Source organism: Enemella evansiae, assembly GCF_004362375.1.
GTDB lineage: Bacteria > Actinomycetota > Actinomycetes > Propionibacteriales > Propionibacteriaceae > Enemella > Enemella evansiae.
Window position 1 is genome coordinate 207,447 of the sequence record NZ_SNXA01000008.1, and the last position, 12,902, is coordinate 220,348.

General features: G+C 66.9%; 14 protein-coding genes and 1 tRNA gene. 11 read left to right on the top strand and 4 right to left on the bottom strand.

What is annotated here, in order from left to right; all coding sequences use genetic code 11:
- Nucleotides 1-17 precede the first annotated feature (17 nt).
- Nucleotides 18-1,415, bottom strand: a complete 1,398-nt coding sequence (locus C8D81_RS01575) for an MFS transporter (protein WP_133625438.1) — start codon at nucleotides 1,413-1,415, stop codon at nucleotides 18-20.
- A gap of 83 nt (nucleotides 1,416-1,498) precedes the next feature.
- On the opposite strand from C8D81_RS01575, the gene C8D81_RS01580 reads away from it, so the two are divergent.
- The 3 genes from C8D81_RS01580 to C8D81_RS01590 all read left to right on the top strand — a co-directional run bounded on the left by C8D81_RS01580 (nucleotide 1,499) and on the right by C8D81_RS01590 (nucleotide 4,041).
- A complete protein-coding gene (locus C8D81_RS01580) occupies nucleotides 1,499-2,092 on the top strand; it encodes a TetR family transcriptional regulator (protein ID WP_133625439.1) in 594 nt (197 codons plus the stop codon).
- A gap of 33 nt (nucleotides 2,093-2,125) precedes the next feature.
- Nucleotides 2,126-2,509, top strand: a complete 384-nt coding sequence (locus C8D81_RS01585; protein WP_094424755.1) for an ester cyclase — start codon at nucleotides 2,126-2,128, stop codon at nucleotides 2,507-2,509.
- Between the two features lie 707 nt (nucleotides 2,510-3,216).
- Entirely contained in the window at nucleotides 3,217-4,041 is an 825-nt protein-coding gene (locus tag C8D81_RS01590; protein WP_133625440.1) for a hypothetical protein, read from the top strand.
- A gap of 72 nt (nucleotides 4,042-4,113) precedes the next feature.
- Here C8D81_RS01590 and C8D81_RS01595 read toward each other — a convergent pair whose 3' ends face one another.
- Both C8D81_RS01595 and C8D81_RS01605 read right to left on the bottom strand, forming a co-directional pair.
- A complete protein-coding gene (locus tag C8D81_RS01595) occupies nucleotides 4,114-4,584 on the bottom strand; it encodes a MarR family winged helix-turn-helix transcriptional regulator (protein WP_094424757.1) in 471 nt (156 codons plus the stop codon).
- A 435-nt stretch (nucleotides 4,585-5,019) separates the two neighbouring features.
- Nucleotides 5,020-5,093, bottom strand: a tRNA-Val gene (locus tag C8D81_RS01605).
- A gap of 59 nt (nucleotides 5,094-5,152) precedes the next feature.
- Here C8D81_RS01605 and C8D81_RS01610 point away from each other — a divergent pair.
- Nucleotides 5,153-6,406, top strand: coding sequence for an alpha/beta fold hydrolase (locus C8D81_RS01610; RefSeq protein ID WP_133625441.1), 1,254 nt, complete (start codon nucleotides 5,153-5,155; stop codon nucleotides 6,404-6,406).
- A gap of 12 nt (nucleotides 6,407-6,418) precedes the next feature.
- Here the strand turns inward: C8D81_RS01610 and C8D81_RS01615 are convergent, their stop codons facing one another.
- Entirely contained in the window at nucleotides 6,419-7,702 is a 1,284-nt protein-coding gene (locus tag C8D81_RS01615) for a glycosyltransferase 87 family protein (RefSeq protein ID WP_229237935.1), read from the bottom strand.
- A gap of 207 nt (nucleotides 7,703-7,909) precedes the next feature.
- On the opposite strand from C8D81_RS01615, the gene C8D81_RS01620 reads away from it, so the two are divergent.
- From C8D81_RS01620 to C8D81_RS01650, 7 genes are read left to right on the top strand one after another with little or no spacing between them, the layout of a single operon-like run.
- The gene (locus C8D81_RS01620) at nucleotides 7,910-8,212 is read left to right on the top strand and encodes an urease subunit gamma (protein WP_094360552.1); all 303 of its coding nucleotides are present in this window, start codon (nucleotides 7,910-7,912) and stop codon (nucleotides 8,210-8,212) included.
- A gap of 4 nt (nucleotides 8,213-8,216) precedes the next feature.
- Nucleotides 8,217-8,495, top strand: a complete 279-nt coding sequence (locus C8D81_RS01625) for an urease subunit beta (protein WP_133625443.1) — start codon at nucleotides 8,217-8,219, stop codon at nucleotides 8,493-8,495.
- The gene (ureC, locus tag C8D81_RS01630; RefSeq protein ID WP_133625444.1) at nucleotides 8,492-10,204 is read left to right on the top strand and encodes an urease subunit alpha; all 1,713 of its coding nucleotides are present in this window, start codon (nucleotides 8,492-8,494) and stop codon (nucleotides 10,202-10,204) included. The genes C8D81_RS01625 and ureC overlap by 4 nt, the downstream gene beginning before the upstream one ends.
- Before the next feature lie 13 nt (nucleotides 10,205-10,217).
- Nucleotides 10,218-10,679, top strand: coding sequence for an urease accessory protein UreE (locus C8D81_RS01635; protein WP_094424767.1), 462 nt, complete (start codon nucleotides 10,218-10,220; stop codon nucleotides 10,677-10,679).
- Complete coding sequence (locus C8D81_RS01640) at nucleotides 10,660-11,346, top strand: urease accessory protein UreF (protein ID WP_133625445.1); 687 nt, start codon at nucleotides 10,660-10,662, stop codon at nucleotides 11,344-11,346. The genes C8D81_RS01635 and C8D81_RS01640 overlap by 20 nt, the downstream gene beginning before the upstream one ends.
- Nucleotides 11,347-11,371: 25 nt before the next feature.
- Complete coding sequence (gene ureG / locus C8D81_RS01645; protein ID WP_133625446.1) at nucleotides 11,372-12,025, top strand: urease accessory protein UreG; 654 nt, start codon at nucleotides 11,372-11,374, stop codon at nucleotides 12,023-12,025.
- Nucleotides 12,022-12,819 carry an urease accessory protein UreD gene (locus C8D81_RS01650; protein ID WP_166646630.1) on the top strand — a complete coding sequence of 266 codons (798 nt, stop codon included), beginning with the start codon at nucleotides 12,022-12,024 and terminating at the stop codon, nucleotides 12,817-12,819. The genes ureG and C8D81_RS01650 overlap by 4 nt, the downstream gene beginning before the upstream one ends.
- Nucleotides 12,820-12,902 lie beyond the last annotated feature (83 nt).

The window sequence follows — 12,902 nt, forward strand, 5'->3', positions numbered from 1 at the left end:
AGATGAGCCTGCGATGCTCAGGCCGACTCGGAGCACCCGTCGACCACCGGCCGAGTGGGTACCGAGCGGGTGGCCACCGCCAGGTTGAGCGCCGCCAGCCCGGCCAGCAGATAGGTGGCGGCGACGATGGCGACGGCGAGGTGCAGGCCGGCGTACCAATCGGTGCTGGCCTGCAGCACCAGACCGATGATGGCGATCCCGATCAGTACGCCGACCTGCCGATTGGTGTTGAGGACCGCGCCGGCGTAGTTGGCGTAACGATCCTCCGCAGCGGCGACCGTGGCGGCGGTCATCGCGGCGGTGACCAGACCGGCCCCGCTGTTCGCGACGCCGAGGGCGAGGGCCAGATACCAGTAGGGGGTCGCGGGACCGACCCCGATCAGCAGCAGCGTCGCCGCGCCGGCCAGCAGCAGGCAGGCGGTCATGATGACCGGATTGCTGACCCGGTGATGGATGCGGGTGTAGAGCACGTTGCCGAGCGGGAAGCAGATCGTCATCGGCAACAACTGCAGACCCGCCTCCAGCGGACCGGCCTGCCGGGCGTTCTGGAAGAACAGTCCCATCAGGTAGAGGCCTCCGTAAAGTGCTGCGCTGTAAAGGAATCCGATCAGGTTCGGGGTGGCGAATGCCCGGTTGCGGAACAACCGCCACGGCATCACCGGATGGGCGGTCCGCCGCTGCTGGAGGGCGAGCACGACCGTGCCAAGAACCAGGACGCCGATGGCACCGAGGATGAGCGGGGTCCCGAAGCCGCTGCTGTGTCCCTGGATGAGGACGAAGGCCGCGGCGCAGACCACCACGAGCAGGGTGAGATGCCCGCTGGGGGAGATGCGTTCGCGGCTGCCCGGATCCTGCGGGATGCAGGTCAGGGTCAGGGCGATGCCGGCGACGACGACCGGGATGTTGATCAGGAAGATGCTGCGCCAACCGAAGGTGCTCACCAGCACTCCACCGAGGGTCGGGCCGATCGCCGCCGACATCGCCACCATCGCCGACCACAGGCCGAGCATCCGGGCGCGCTGGCCGGGGTTGGTGAACTGGGTGACCAGCAGAGACAGTGAGCTGGGCATGAACATCGCCGCCCCGGCGCCCTGGACCGCGCGTGCCGCGATCAGTATCAGCTGGGCCGGTGCGAGCGCACAGACCAGTGAGGCCCCGAGGAAGACGACCATGCCGATGAGATAGAGCCGCCGGCTGCCGTACGCCGTCGCCAGGCTCCCGCCGAGCAGCAGCAGGGACGCGAAGGCCAGCACGTAGACATCCACGACCCAGGTCAGCGCGGACAGGGAACTGCCGAAGTCGACCCCGATCGAGACGGCCGCCACGTTCACGACGGTGGAATCGATCGAGGCCATCACGAACCCCGAGGCCAGAGCGGCGAGGACGAGGGCCGGATGACGCGGTGTGTTGCTCACGACAACTCCTAAACGGACGGATATGTTCCGTTTGAACGGTACGCCAACCGGACGGAGATCGTCCACTTGCTACGATGGACCGCATGACCGAGTCCTCGCATGCGCTGACGCTGCTGCTCGGGGACACGCCACCCCGCGCGGATGCCGAGCGCAATGTGGAAGCCCTGCTGACCGCCACCCGGGAGTTCGTGCTCGCCGGGGAACTGAACCCGTCGGCGGCCCAGCTCGCTGCCGCCGCCGGGGTCGGTGTGGGCACGCTCTATCGGCGGGCACTCGGCAAGGAGGCGCTGCTGGCCGCCGCGGTGATCGACCTGCTCGACGAGGTCAGTGCCCGAGCGAGCCGGGAGGCCACCGGTGCATCCTGGCCGGCATTCGAGGAGTTCGCGATCGAATACCTGCGGATCCGGGAAGTCACCTGTTCGCTCACCCATTCCCTGGATGGCGAGTTCGACGGCGGGGTGGCCGGGGCGAAGCGGCGCGCCCGGGCGGCTTTCGAGACCCTGACCGCGCGGTTGCATGCGGCCGGGCTGCTGGCCGAAGAGGTGGACGCCGCCGAGCTGATGGTGCTGCTCGCCTCCATCGACATCACCGATGACACCCTCGGGCTCAGCCCGAACCGGAAGCGGCGGGAGCGGGTGGCGCGGCGGATGCTCGCCAGCCTGCGGGCCGCCGGCTGATCAGACCGGTTCTGCGGTCGCGATACTGGAGAGATGCCGGATCGAACCGAACTGCTGGGGTGGTACCGCCGCTATCTCGATGCCTGCAATCGCAGAGTCTGGGACGAGCTCGGTGGCCTGGTCGCGGACTCGGTGCTGGTGAACGGGGTCCCGCGCACCCGCGCCGAATACATCGAGGACCTCACACGGTTGGTCGCGGTCTTCCCCGACTACGTCTGGGAACTGCGCCGCAGCGTGATCGAGGGGGAGTGGCTGGCGGTGCACCTGCGCAGCACCGGTACTCGGGTGGGTGAGTTCATGGGCGTACCGGGGGACGGGTCCCGCGTGGAGACCGACGAGTTCGACATGTACCGGATCGTCGACGGCCGGATCGTCGAGGTGAAAGGGACCGCCGACAACGCACGGCTCTGCCGCTGAGCGCTGTGTTGGGCTTCCGTTGAGAGTTCGAGAACCCCTGGGCGTCTATCGGCCGGGCCGCATTGCCCTACGGCTGCCGGACAGCTTGTCTGTCCGTCGTTCCGATCCGAAGGCGCGGTCTCGATGAGCGCCACATCGCAGAAGCCGGTGGATTAAGCTCCCGCGCTTGATCTCGCAGATGTGGGGTTGCGGTTCGGGGGGTTAGCTAGGAGACGGTCGGGCGCGCGCTCGTTGCTGTAGGGGATCGCTCGACGGCCGAGCGGGCGTAGGTCTCAGGCCACTGCCTGGCGGGTTTCGTCGCGGAGGGGCGATGATCAGGACTCGCTCGACCTGCGCTCCCGCCTGCAGTGGCCAGACAGAATCTGGAGACCAGGCTGTTTGGCCAGTGCTCTCGGTCAGGGACGCGAGCGGCCAAATATATGTGGGTCAAACAGGGAATTTTTACGTAAGTTGAGTCAGCAAATTGTTCAAGGAAGTTCACGCAAGCTGAAGTTGATGTCGCGCAGTGAGCCCACGTTCAGGGAGGGAAACATGGCGGGAGATTGTCTAGTATTTTGACGGGATAGCTTCGGCGAACCACGCAAACCGTAGTCAACGCAGTCAATCTCGTCAGGAGTATACGCCAGACATGTGAGATCATGGGAGGTATGGGTCACAGTTACACGCTTGAGGCGTCCCCTTTCAGGGCCGGAGGAGTCGATCTGGTCGTGACCGGTGTGTGGTCCGATCAAGCTCGTCGCGCCATTGAAGAGGGGCAGGCTGATGGGCTCATATTGAACTATGCGCGAGGCTTCCGTGGCGAGTCCATCGAATTCATCAAGCGGCTGCCAGTACGAAGCCTAGATATTCTGGCTCGTTGGTTGGATGACGTCGAACCAATCTATGCGCTTTCGCCTACGCTAAACGCTCTGGCAATCGAGGTAGCGCCGCATACTGGGGTTGAGCTGGAGCGGCTTCCTGGGTTACGCTCACTCTCGGCGAATTGGCCACAAGTTCACGGGTCCATCCATTTCGCGACGCGGCTGGAATCGTTCTCAACGTATCGGTACGGGGAAGCGGACCTGTCTATTCTGGAGAACCTCGCCCAGCTGAACTATCTCGGATTGAAAAATTCACCGCGCCTAGAGTCTTTGCAGGGTATGGCTTCGCTGCAATGGTTAACGACGCTAAGAGTTTCATTGGCGCCAAGGTTGGCCGACATATCAGACGTCGGTCATATCGCCACAACCCTGCAAGAGCTCGACTTCCTGGCTTGCAAGAAGGTCAATAACATCGCGCCCGTGAAAGACTGTCGATCGCTAAGATTTTTCAGCTTGAGCGAGGGTGGAGAAATCTCATCTGTAGGCCCGATAGCGAATCTTGACCTAATCGAACGTCTTTACTTGTATGATTCTACTCGAGTTATGGACGGAGACTTGGGGCCGATTGCCTCTCTGCCGCGGCTTCGTGATTTCCGAATGATGAATCGGCGCAACTACAAGCCGACGGTGAAGGAGATTGAGAGCGCAATCGCTCGCCGCTCCAACACGTGAACCCGCAAGCAGGCCGGTGTGATCGACTTGGCTGGCGAGTCGCGTTCGAGAACGAAATCGACTCTTCGCATCTCACGCACCGGCCTGTGGCGGAAGAGTGGCGCCGGGCTGTGCCTGTGGTTCGAGCGCCTGTGCGATGTCGTTCACCGAGTTGAGGAACACTTGCGCTTGCTCGGGCGACCAGCGCCCGAAGATTCTGAGTAGTTCGTCAATGCTGTCGGCGTAGAGGGCATCGAAGCGCTCTATGCTGGTCGGGTGGATGCGGATGGAACGGCGATCGTTGATGTCCGGGCGGCGTTCGGTCCAGCCTGCGCGTTCCAGCCGGGTGAGCACTCCGGTCATGGTCGCGAGGTGGGTGCTGGTGCGCCGAGCGAGCACGGTCGGGGTTTTGCGGTCCCTCCCGATGCAGCACCTCCAGCACTTGAGCTCGCCTTCCTTCAGGTGCACAGATTCGGCTACTGCGCGATCTCGCGCGGCCAAGTTGGTGCGGAGCCACCTGAGCGCGAGCAGCAGCGGCTCAATCGGATGTGTCGTGTCGTTCACGCTCGCAGTCTCCTGGCGATGAGCGGGAGCGGTTCGATCCCGACATCGTGCAGTTGCTTACGGACGACGCTGTAGAACCACCGGGTGACCGACGGAGCGGGTGCGCGCTGTAGGCGGGCAGCGATGATGAGCCAGCCGACGATGACTCAGAGCACGACCGTGAGTAGACGATTGCCGAACTCGAGGGCGCCATGCAGCCCCATCTCACGGGTCGGGGCCAGGGTGTTGCTGGTGCAGTAAGACCAGGTCTCGCATCCGAGACCTGAGCCGGCGACACGTACGTCGCTCCCGTTGCGACGATGAGGATGCTGGCGGCGAGTGCGACGAGCTTGATGCCGATTTTCATGTAGTTCAGTTCGTGATCGAGACCCCACGGTGCCGCGAGCGCAAGGCCGGAAGCGAGTGCGATCGTCATTCCGAACATTCAACTTTACGTGGTCGCAGAGGGACTCGAACCCCCGACACCCTGCTTGTAAGGCAGGTGCTCTAACCAACTGAGCTATGCGACCTCGACGGTGCATGGTAGCCGAGCAGGCGGGTCCGGCACCACTTCGTTAGGGTCGGAGGCGTGACTGACAGCTACCGTTTCGGCGCCCTGACCCTGACCGACCACACCCTCACCGTTCCGTTGGACTGGGACGCGCCCGAGGACGGCCGCACGATCGAGGTGTTCGCGCGGGTGATCAACCGGGAGGGCGGCGAGGAGCTGCCCTATCTGGTCTATCTGCAGGGTGGTCCGGGCTTCGAGGCGCCGCGGCCGGGGGACGCGCCGGCAGAACCGGCCTGGCTGCCGGTGGCACTGGAGCACTATCGCGTGGTGATGCTCGATGAGCGGGGTACCGGGCGGTCCACCGCCGTCGGTGACCGGCTGCTCGAGGGCCGCACCGCCGACGAGATCGCTGACTACCTCACCCACTTCCGGGCCGACTCGATCGTCCGGGACTGCGAAGCGATCCGCGAGCACCTCGGCGTACCGCGCTGGAACGTGCTCGGCCAGTCCTTCGGCGGCTTCAGCACGCTGACCTACCTGAGCAGGTACGCCGACTCGATCGACCAGGCGTACATCACCGGTGGGCTCTCGGCGGTCGGTCGGCACTGCGACGAGGTGTACGCCTCCTGTTACGACCGGATGCGGGAGCTGTCGCAGGCCTACTATCGCCGCTTTCCCAACGACCGCGAGAAAATCCGGGCCATCGCCGAACAGGCCGCGGCCGGTGAGATCGTGCTGCCGACCGGTGAAGTCCTCTCGGTGAGTCGGTTGCGCAGCCTCGGCATGCAGCTCGGCGGTGACCACGGCTGGAAGACCCTGCACTGGCTGCTGGAACAGGACCCGACCAGCAACGCGTTCCGCCACGACATCGCTGCCACGCTGCCGTTCTCGCCGCGGAACCCGATCTATTACGTGATGCACGAATCGTCCTACGCCGACGGCGTCGTCACCGACTGGTCGGCGATGCGCACCATGCCCGAGGACTTCGTGAGCGACCCGAGCCTGCTCACCGGTGAGCATGTCAGCAGCGAATGGTTGGACACCGTGCCGGCCTACCGCCCCTGGGCCGAGGTCACCCAGAAACTGGCCGCCCACCAGTGGCCGAAGCTCTACGATGCCGACGCGCTGGCCGCCAGCAACGGCCGGGGCGCCGCCTCGGTCTACCTGCGCGACGCGTTCGTGCCCTTCGACTTCTCCATGCAGACCGCCGAACTGCTGCCCGGTGTGCAGGTGTGGGTGACCAGCGAGCACGAGCACAGCGGCCTGCGGACCAGCAACGGTGCGGTGCTGGACCACCTCATCGGGCTGGCGAAGGGCGCCCGCGTCCGCTGAGGTACGCCCGGGTCAGGCGGCGGGTTCCTTGCGGGCCGGGGTCGGCTGAACTGGGGTCGGCCGATCCAGCGGGCCCAGCGCCACGGTCGGCTCGTCACCGTCGGTCACTTGGCCAACAGGTTCGCGAACCGGTACCGGTGGAGTGGCTGGTGCGGTCTCGTCATCGGCGCCGGCCAACCACAAGGTGACCGACGCCCAGGCGATCACCAGCAGGGTCGCGGCCAGGGCCATGATTCCTGGGCTGGCCGCGAACCACAGATCCCGGGTCGAATAACGATCCTCCGGGACCCCGCCCAACCGCAGTTGCGGCTCGATGGCCAACCAGGCCAGACAGATCAGCATCCCCGAGCGCAGCAACGGTGGCTGGGTCCGCTGCAGCAGCACCACGACACCGGGCAGCACCCAGACCAGATGATGCAACCAGGTGATCGGGTTGGCGAATGCGGAGGTCAGCCCGAGCACCGTCAGCCCGATCAGGGGTTGACCGGCCCGGTGGGCCAGCCAGGCGGCGAGCAGGCCGAGCCCCAGCAGCACCGCACCGAGGGCCAACCCGGGCAGCCGGCCGGCGTCCACCCCGATCGCGCGCTGCACGCTCGAGGAGATCGAGTGATTGCCCAGCAACCCTTCCGCCACCGGGTCGGCGCCGGAGTCACCACCGGCCAGCCGAACCCAGTAGCCGAGGGCCACCGAGGGAGTGATCAGCAACCCCACCAGTACCGTCATCGCGAAGGTGCACCCGGCATTGATCGCCGCCCGCCGCTCGCGAGTGAGCAACAGATAGATGACGAAGGCGGCCGGGGTCAGCTTGATACCGACCGCGATCCCGATCAGCACACCGCGGGGCAGCAGGCGTTCGCCGTTCGCAGGTTCCACCAGATCGAACACCACCAGGAAAAGCAGCAGCACCCCGACCTGGCCGAGCTGCAGGGTGGTCTGCACCGGAGGTAGCCAGAGGACGGTCATCGCCGAGACCAGACCCAGCAGCCAGCGAGGTTGCAATCCCAACCGGTGCAGGACGGCGACCACCAGCCAGGAGTTGATCACCGCCCAGATCACGGTGGCCGTCGGCCACGCGAACAAGCGCAGCGGCACGAACGCCAGGGCGGCGAACGGTGGATAGATGTAGGGAAAGACATCCGGGACGGGGGCGTAGATGTTCCCACTGCTCAACAACACCCCGGCGGCCGCGTAGTAGACCCGCAGATCCGAGGCAGAGGACACCCACGAACTCGCCGGATCCTGACTGGCCGCGGGGCCGCTGGCGAACCAGCCGGCGAGCCCCGTCAACGCCAGCACTGGCAACAATTTCCATCCTCGGGCCAGGATCGGCCCAATTCCCCCCATGCCAAAGGAAACTAACCCGCGAATAAGTGAACCGACGGCAACCGGCCCGGCGGGTCGCGCTGTGATCTGGGTGCAACATTGCCGACCCGCGGCTGAAACAGAGCGCTGCAAGGCTTCCTGCCACACCGGGTGAGCCCACCCGGAGGCAGGAGGCGCAGGATGCTGCTCACCCCACGGGAGCAGGAAAAGCTGATGATCGTGGTGGCCGGCGACCTCGCCCGGCGGCGCCGCGATCGCGGCCTGCTGCTCAACCACCCGGAGGCGATCGCCTACCTGAGCGCCGAACTGCTCGAGGGCGCCCGCGACGGTCGGTCGGTGACCGAGCTGATGTCCTGGGGTGCCACCCTGCTCACCCGCGATGACGTGATGGCCGGCGTACCCGAGATGATCCACTCGGTGCAGATCGAGGCCACCTTCCCCGACGGCACGAAGCTGGTCACCGTGCACGACCCGATCCGGTGACGCGATGATCCCAGGAGAACTGATCCTCGGCGACGGTGAGATCGAGATCAACCCCAATCGGGAGACCGCCGAGCTCTGGGTGACCAACACCGGCGATCGGCCGATCCAGGTCGGCTCGCACTACCACTTCGCCGACGTCAACCGGGCCCTTGAGCTGGATCGTCAAGCGGCGCAGGGATTCCGGCTGGACATCCCCGCCGGCACCGCGGCCCGCTTCGAACCCGGTGACGCCCGCAGCGTACGGCTGGTCGCGCTCGCCGGCACCCGGGGAGCGCAGCGATGAGCCGCCGGTTGAGCCGCGCCGAGCACGCGGCGCTCTACGGGCCGACCACCGGAGACTCGGTGCGCCTGGCCGACACCGATCTGTTCGCCCGGGTCGAACACGATCTCACCGCGCCGGGGGAAGAGGTCGTCTTCGGCGGTGGCAAGGTGATCCGTGAAGGCATGGGCATGAACGGTCGGCTCACCCGGGCCGACGGCGTACCCGACACCGTCATCACCAACGCCCTGATCCTCGACCACACAGGGATCTACAAGGCCGACGTAGCCCTGCGCGACGGTCGCATCGACGCGATCGGTCGGGCCGGCAATCCCGACATCACCGACGGTGTGGACATCGTCATCGGTGCCGCCACCGAGATCATCGCCGGGGAGAACCGGATCCTCACCGCCGGCGGTGTCGACGCACACATCCACTTCATCTCCACCGATCAGGTGTTCACCGCGCTCGCCTCCGGGGTGACCACGATGATCGGCGGCGGGACCGGCCCGGCCGAGGGCAGCAATGCCACCACCGTCACACCCGGACCCTGGCACCTGTCCCGGATGCTGCAGGCCGTCGACGACCTGCCGATGAACATCGGTTTCCTCGGCAAGGGACACGCCGATCGGGTCGAACCGTTGGCCGAGCAGCTGCGCGCCGGCGCGATGGGGCTGAAGATCCACGAGGACTGGGGTGCCACGCATACCAGCATCGACACCGCGCTCCGGGCGGCCGACGCATTCGACGTGCAGGTGGCGATCCACACCGACACCCTGAACGAGAACGGCTTCGTCGAGGACACCATCGCCGCGATCGCCGGCCGGGTGATCCACACCTACCACACCGAGGGCGCCGGTGGCGGGCACGCGCCCGACATCATCCGGCTCGCCGGACTCCAGCACGTGCTGCCCTCCTCGACCAATCCGACCCTGCCCTACACCGTCAACACCATCGAGGAACATCTCGACATGCTGATGGTCTGCCACCACCTCAACCCCGACATTCCCGAGGATGTGGCCTTCGCCGACTCCCGGATCCGCCCGGAGACCATCGCCGCCGAGGACGTGCTGCACGACCTGGGCATCTTCTCGATGGTTTCCTCCGACTCCCAAGCGATGGGCCGGGTCGGCGAGGTGGTGTTGCGCACCTGGCAGGTCGCCGACCAGATGAAGAAGGCACGTGGCCCGCTGGCGGGCGATGAGGCGTACGCCGACAACGAGCGGATTCGCCGCTATGTCGCGAAATACACCATCAACCCGGCCATCACGATGGGCATCGCCGACCAGGTCGGATCGGTCGAGGTCGGCAAGCTCGCCGACCTGGTGTTGTGGGAACCGGCCTTCTTCGGTGTGAAACCGCACCTGGTGCTCAAGGGCGGTCAGATCGCCGCCGCGGTGATGGGCGACCCGAACGCGTCCATTCCCACCCCGCAGCCGCAGACGATCCGGCCCCAGTTCGGCGCGCTCGGGCAGGCGGTGCACGAGGGGTCCCTGCGGTTCGTCTCCCGAGCGGCGTTCGAGGATGGGGTCGGGGAGCGGCTCGGCCTGCGGATGCCGGTGGTGCCGGTGGGGAACACCCGCACCCTGACCAAGTCCGACCTGGTGCACAACGGCAACACGGGCCGGATCGAGGTCGACCCGCAGACCTACCAGGTGCGCGTCGATGGCGAACTGGTCACCTGCGAACCCGCCGAGCAGTTGGCGATGACGCAGCGCTATTTCTTGTTCTGAGAAAGGAATCCCCATGCTGGTTGAGGAGATCACCGCCACCCTGGCCGAGCTGGAGCTGGCCGACCGGCACCTGGAACGTGTCCGGTTGCCCGCGACCGACCGCACCCGGGCGGTGCAACGGGTCGTCACCGACCATGGCACGGTGGTCGGGTTGCGGCTGCCGCGCGGGACGGTGCTGAGCGACGGGGACGTGCTGCACGCCGACGACACACGGGTGATCGTGATCAGCTCCGAGGCCTCCCCGGTGATCGTCATCCGTCCCCGCACGATGCTGGACATGGGGCAGGTCGCCCACACCCTGGGCAATCGCCATCTGCCGGCCCAGTTCGAGACGCGCGGCCCCGAGGGAGTCGCCGAGATGATCGTGCCCGACGATCACACCGTCGTGCAGCACCTGGCCGCCCACGGCATCCCGCACGAGCGCACCGAACGGGTCCTCACCGTCCCTTTCCGCCATGCCGAGCACACCCACTGAGGGCTGGTGGCTGCCGCTGCAGCAACTCGCCGACTCCGCGGCACCGACCGGTGCGTTCAGCCACTCCTTCGGCCTGGAGACCGCGATCGTCGACGGGCGGGTGGCCGGTGCCGACGCCACGCTGGACTGGGTACGCCGGGAACTCCTGCCCGGCCTGGCCCGCACCGACGCGCTGGCGATCCGGCTGCTGGCCGCCGACCCGGAACAGCTGGCCTGGTTGGATCGGCGGCTGCACGCGGCTATCGCGCCGGAGGCGGTACGCCGGGCCACCATGACCATCGGCCGCCGGGTGCTGCGGATCGCGAACGACTGCTTCGCCGGACCGCACTCCCGGGCATACACCGTCGGTGTCGAGGTCGGGGAACTGACCGGGCACCCGGCACTCGCCCTCGCCTGCTGCGGGCTCGATCTCGGCGCACCGTGGGAGCAGGTCGCCCGGTTCTCGTTGCTGGGCACGGTCTCCAGCCTGGTGCAGAACGCCGTCCGCGCCGTCCCGCTTGGCCAGGACGCCGGGCAGCGGGTGCTCGCCGGACTGCACCGGCCACTGGAGGAGGCGATCGAGTACGCCGCGGCCGCGGACCCCGACGAGCTCGGTGCCCTGGTGCCGTTGCTCGAGCTCGACCAGATACGGCACCGCCGGCTGCACAGCCGGATGTTCATGTCCTGACCCATCACCACCGCGAGGAGCATCCATGACCAGCACGCAGACCAGGACCAGCGACTCCACCGACCGACGCGGGCCGGTGCGGATCGGTGTCGGCGGACCGGTCGGGGCCGGCAAGACCCAGCTCGTCGAACGGGTGACCCGCGCGCTGGCGGGGAAGTTCTCGATGGCGGCGGTGACCAACGACATCTACACCGTCGAGGACGCCCGAATCCTGGCCCGCAACGGAATCCTGCCGACCGACCGGATCATCGGGGTGGAGACCGGCGGCTGCCCGCACACCGCGATCCGCGAGGACACCTCGATGAACGAGGACGCCATCGCCGAACTCACCCAGCGGCACCCGGACCTGGACATGATCTTCGTCGAATCCGGCGGTGACAATCTCTCCGCCACCTTCAGCCCGGAACTGGTCGACGCCTCGATCTATGTCATCGACGTCGCCCAGGGGGAGAAGATCCCGCGCAAGGCCGGCCAGGGGATGATCCGCTCCGATCTGTTCGTGATCAACAAGATCGACCTGGCTCCGCACGTCGGTGCCGACCTGGCCGTGATGACCGAGGACTCCAGGCGGTTCCGCGGGGAACGGCCGTTCTGCCTCACCAATCTGCGCACCGATGAGGGGCTGGATGCGGTGCTCGACTGGATCCGCAACGACGTGCTGCTGGTCGACCTCCGGTGAGCACCGGCACCCTGTGGCTCCGGCTCGGGGGAGGGGAGCGGTCGGTCACCGAGAACCTTGCGCACTCCGGGGCGTTGCGGCTGCTGCGGCCGCACCGCGGGCCCGGGGCGCGCTGGCCGACCTGGACCGTGGTCAATCCCGGTGGCGGTTATCTGGCTGGTGATGACTACCGGATCCGCGTCGAGGTCGGTGCGGGCAGCGGGGCGGCCCTGGTCGGCCAGTCGGCCACCAAGATCTATCGCAGCGATACGGAGGCGACCACCACCCAGCACACCGAGGTGCGGCTGGCCGAGAACTCCTTCCTGGATTGGCGTGCCGAGCCGGTGATCGCCTATGCCGGGGCGCGGTACCGACAGCACACCCGCGTCGAACACCACCGGGACGCGACGCTGCTGCTCGCCGAGATCGTCACCCCGGGGTGGGCCGCCGACGGCGGTGAGTTCGGATGGCGACAACTGCAGCTGTGCACCGAGGTATGGCGAGCCGATCGGTTGCTGACGCTGGACAACCTGGTGCTCGACCCGCTGCCGTTCGGTGACCTGATGCTGCCGGGTACGCACCTGGGCAGCCTGCTGGTCCTCGACCGGCGGATCGACGGCGAGCTGGTCGATTCGCTGCCGCTGCCCGCGGACGGTACGCCGGTGGCGGGGGCGTCGCTGGTGGAGGGGCCCGGACTGGTGGTACGCGTGCTGGCCGACTCGACCGAGGCCGCCCGAAGCGTGCTGGACACTGTCGCCGACGACCTCCGGCAGCGTTGGGGCTTCGGGCCCCGCGGATACCGCGGCCAATGGTGATCCCTCCGTTCCTCGAGTAGGTCGCGCAGCGACCCCCACACGTTCCTCGAGTAGGTCGCTCTGCGACCCCCACACGTTCCTCG

Coding starts and splice junctions, on each gene's coding strand:
- C8D81_RS01580 (WP_133625439.1), top strand. CDS start 1,499: ATGACCGAGTCCTCGCATGCGCTGACGCTGCTGCTCGGGGACACGCCA.
- C8D81_RS01585 (WP_094424755.1), top strand. CDS start 2,126: ATGCCGGATCGAACCGAACTGCTGGGGTGGTACCGCCGCTATCTCGAT.
- C8D81_RS01620 (WP_094360552.1), top strand. CDS start 7,910: ATGCTGCTCACCCCACGGGAGCAGGAAAAGCTGATGATCGTGGTGGCC.
- C8D81_RS01625 (WP_133625443.1), top strand. CDS start 8,217: ATGATCCCAGGAGAACTGATCCTCGGCGACGGTGAGATCGAGATCAAC.
- ureC (WP_133625444.1), top strand. CDS start 8,492: ATGAGCCGCCGGTTGAGCCGCGCCGAGCACGCGGCGCTCTACGGGCCG.
- C8D81_RS01635 (WP_094424767.1), top strand. CDS start 10,218: ATGCTGGTTGAGGAGATCACCGCCACCCTGGCCGAGCTGGAGCTGGCC.
- C8D81_RS01640 (WP_133625445.1), top strand. CDS start 10,660: ATGCCGAGCACACCCACTGAGGGCTGGTGGCTGCCGCTGCAGCAACTC.
- ureG (WP_133625446.1), top strand. CDS start 11,372: ATGACCAGCACGCAGACCAGGACCAGCGACTCCACCGACCGACGCGGG.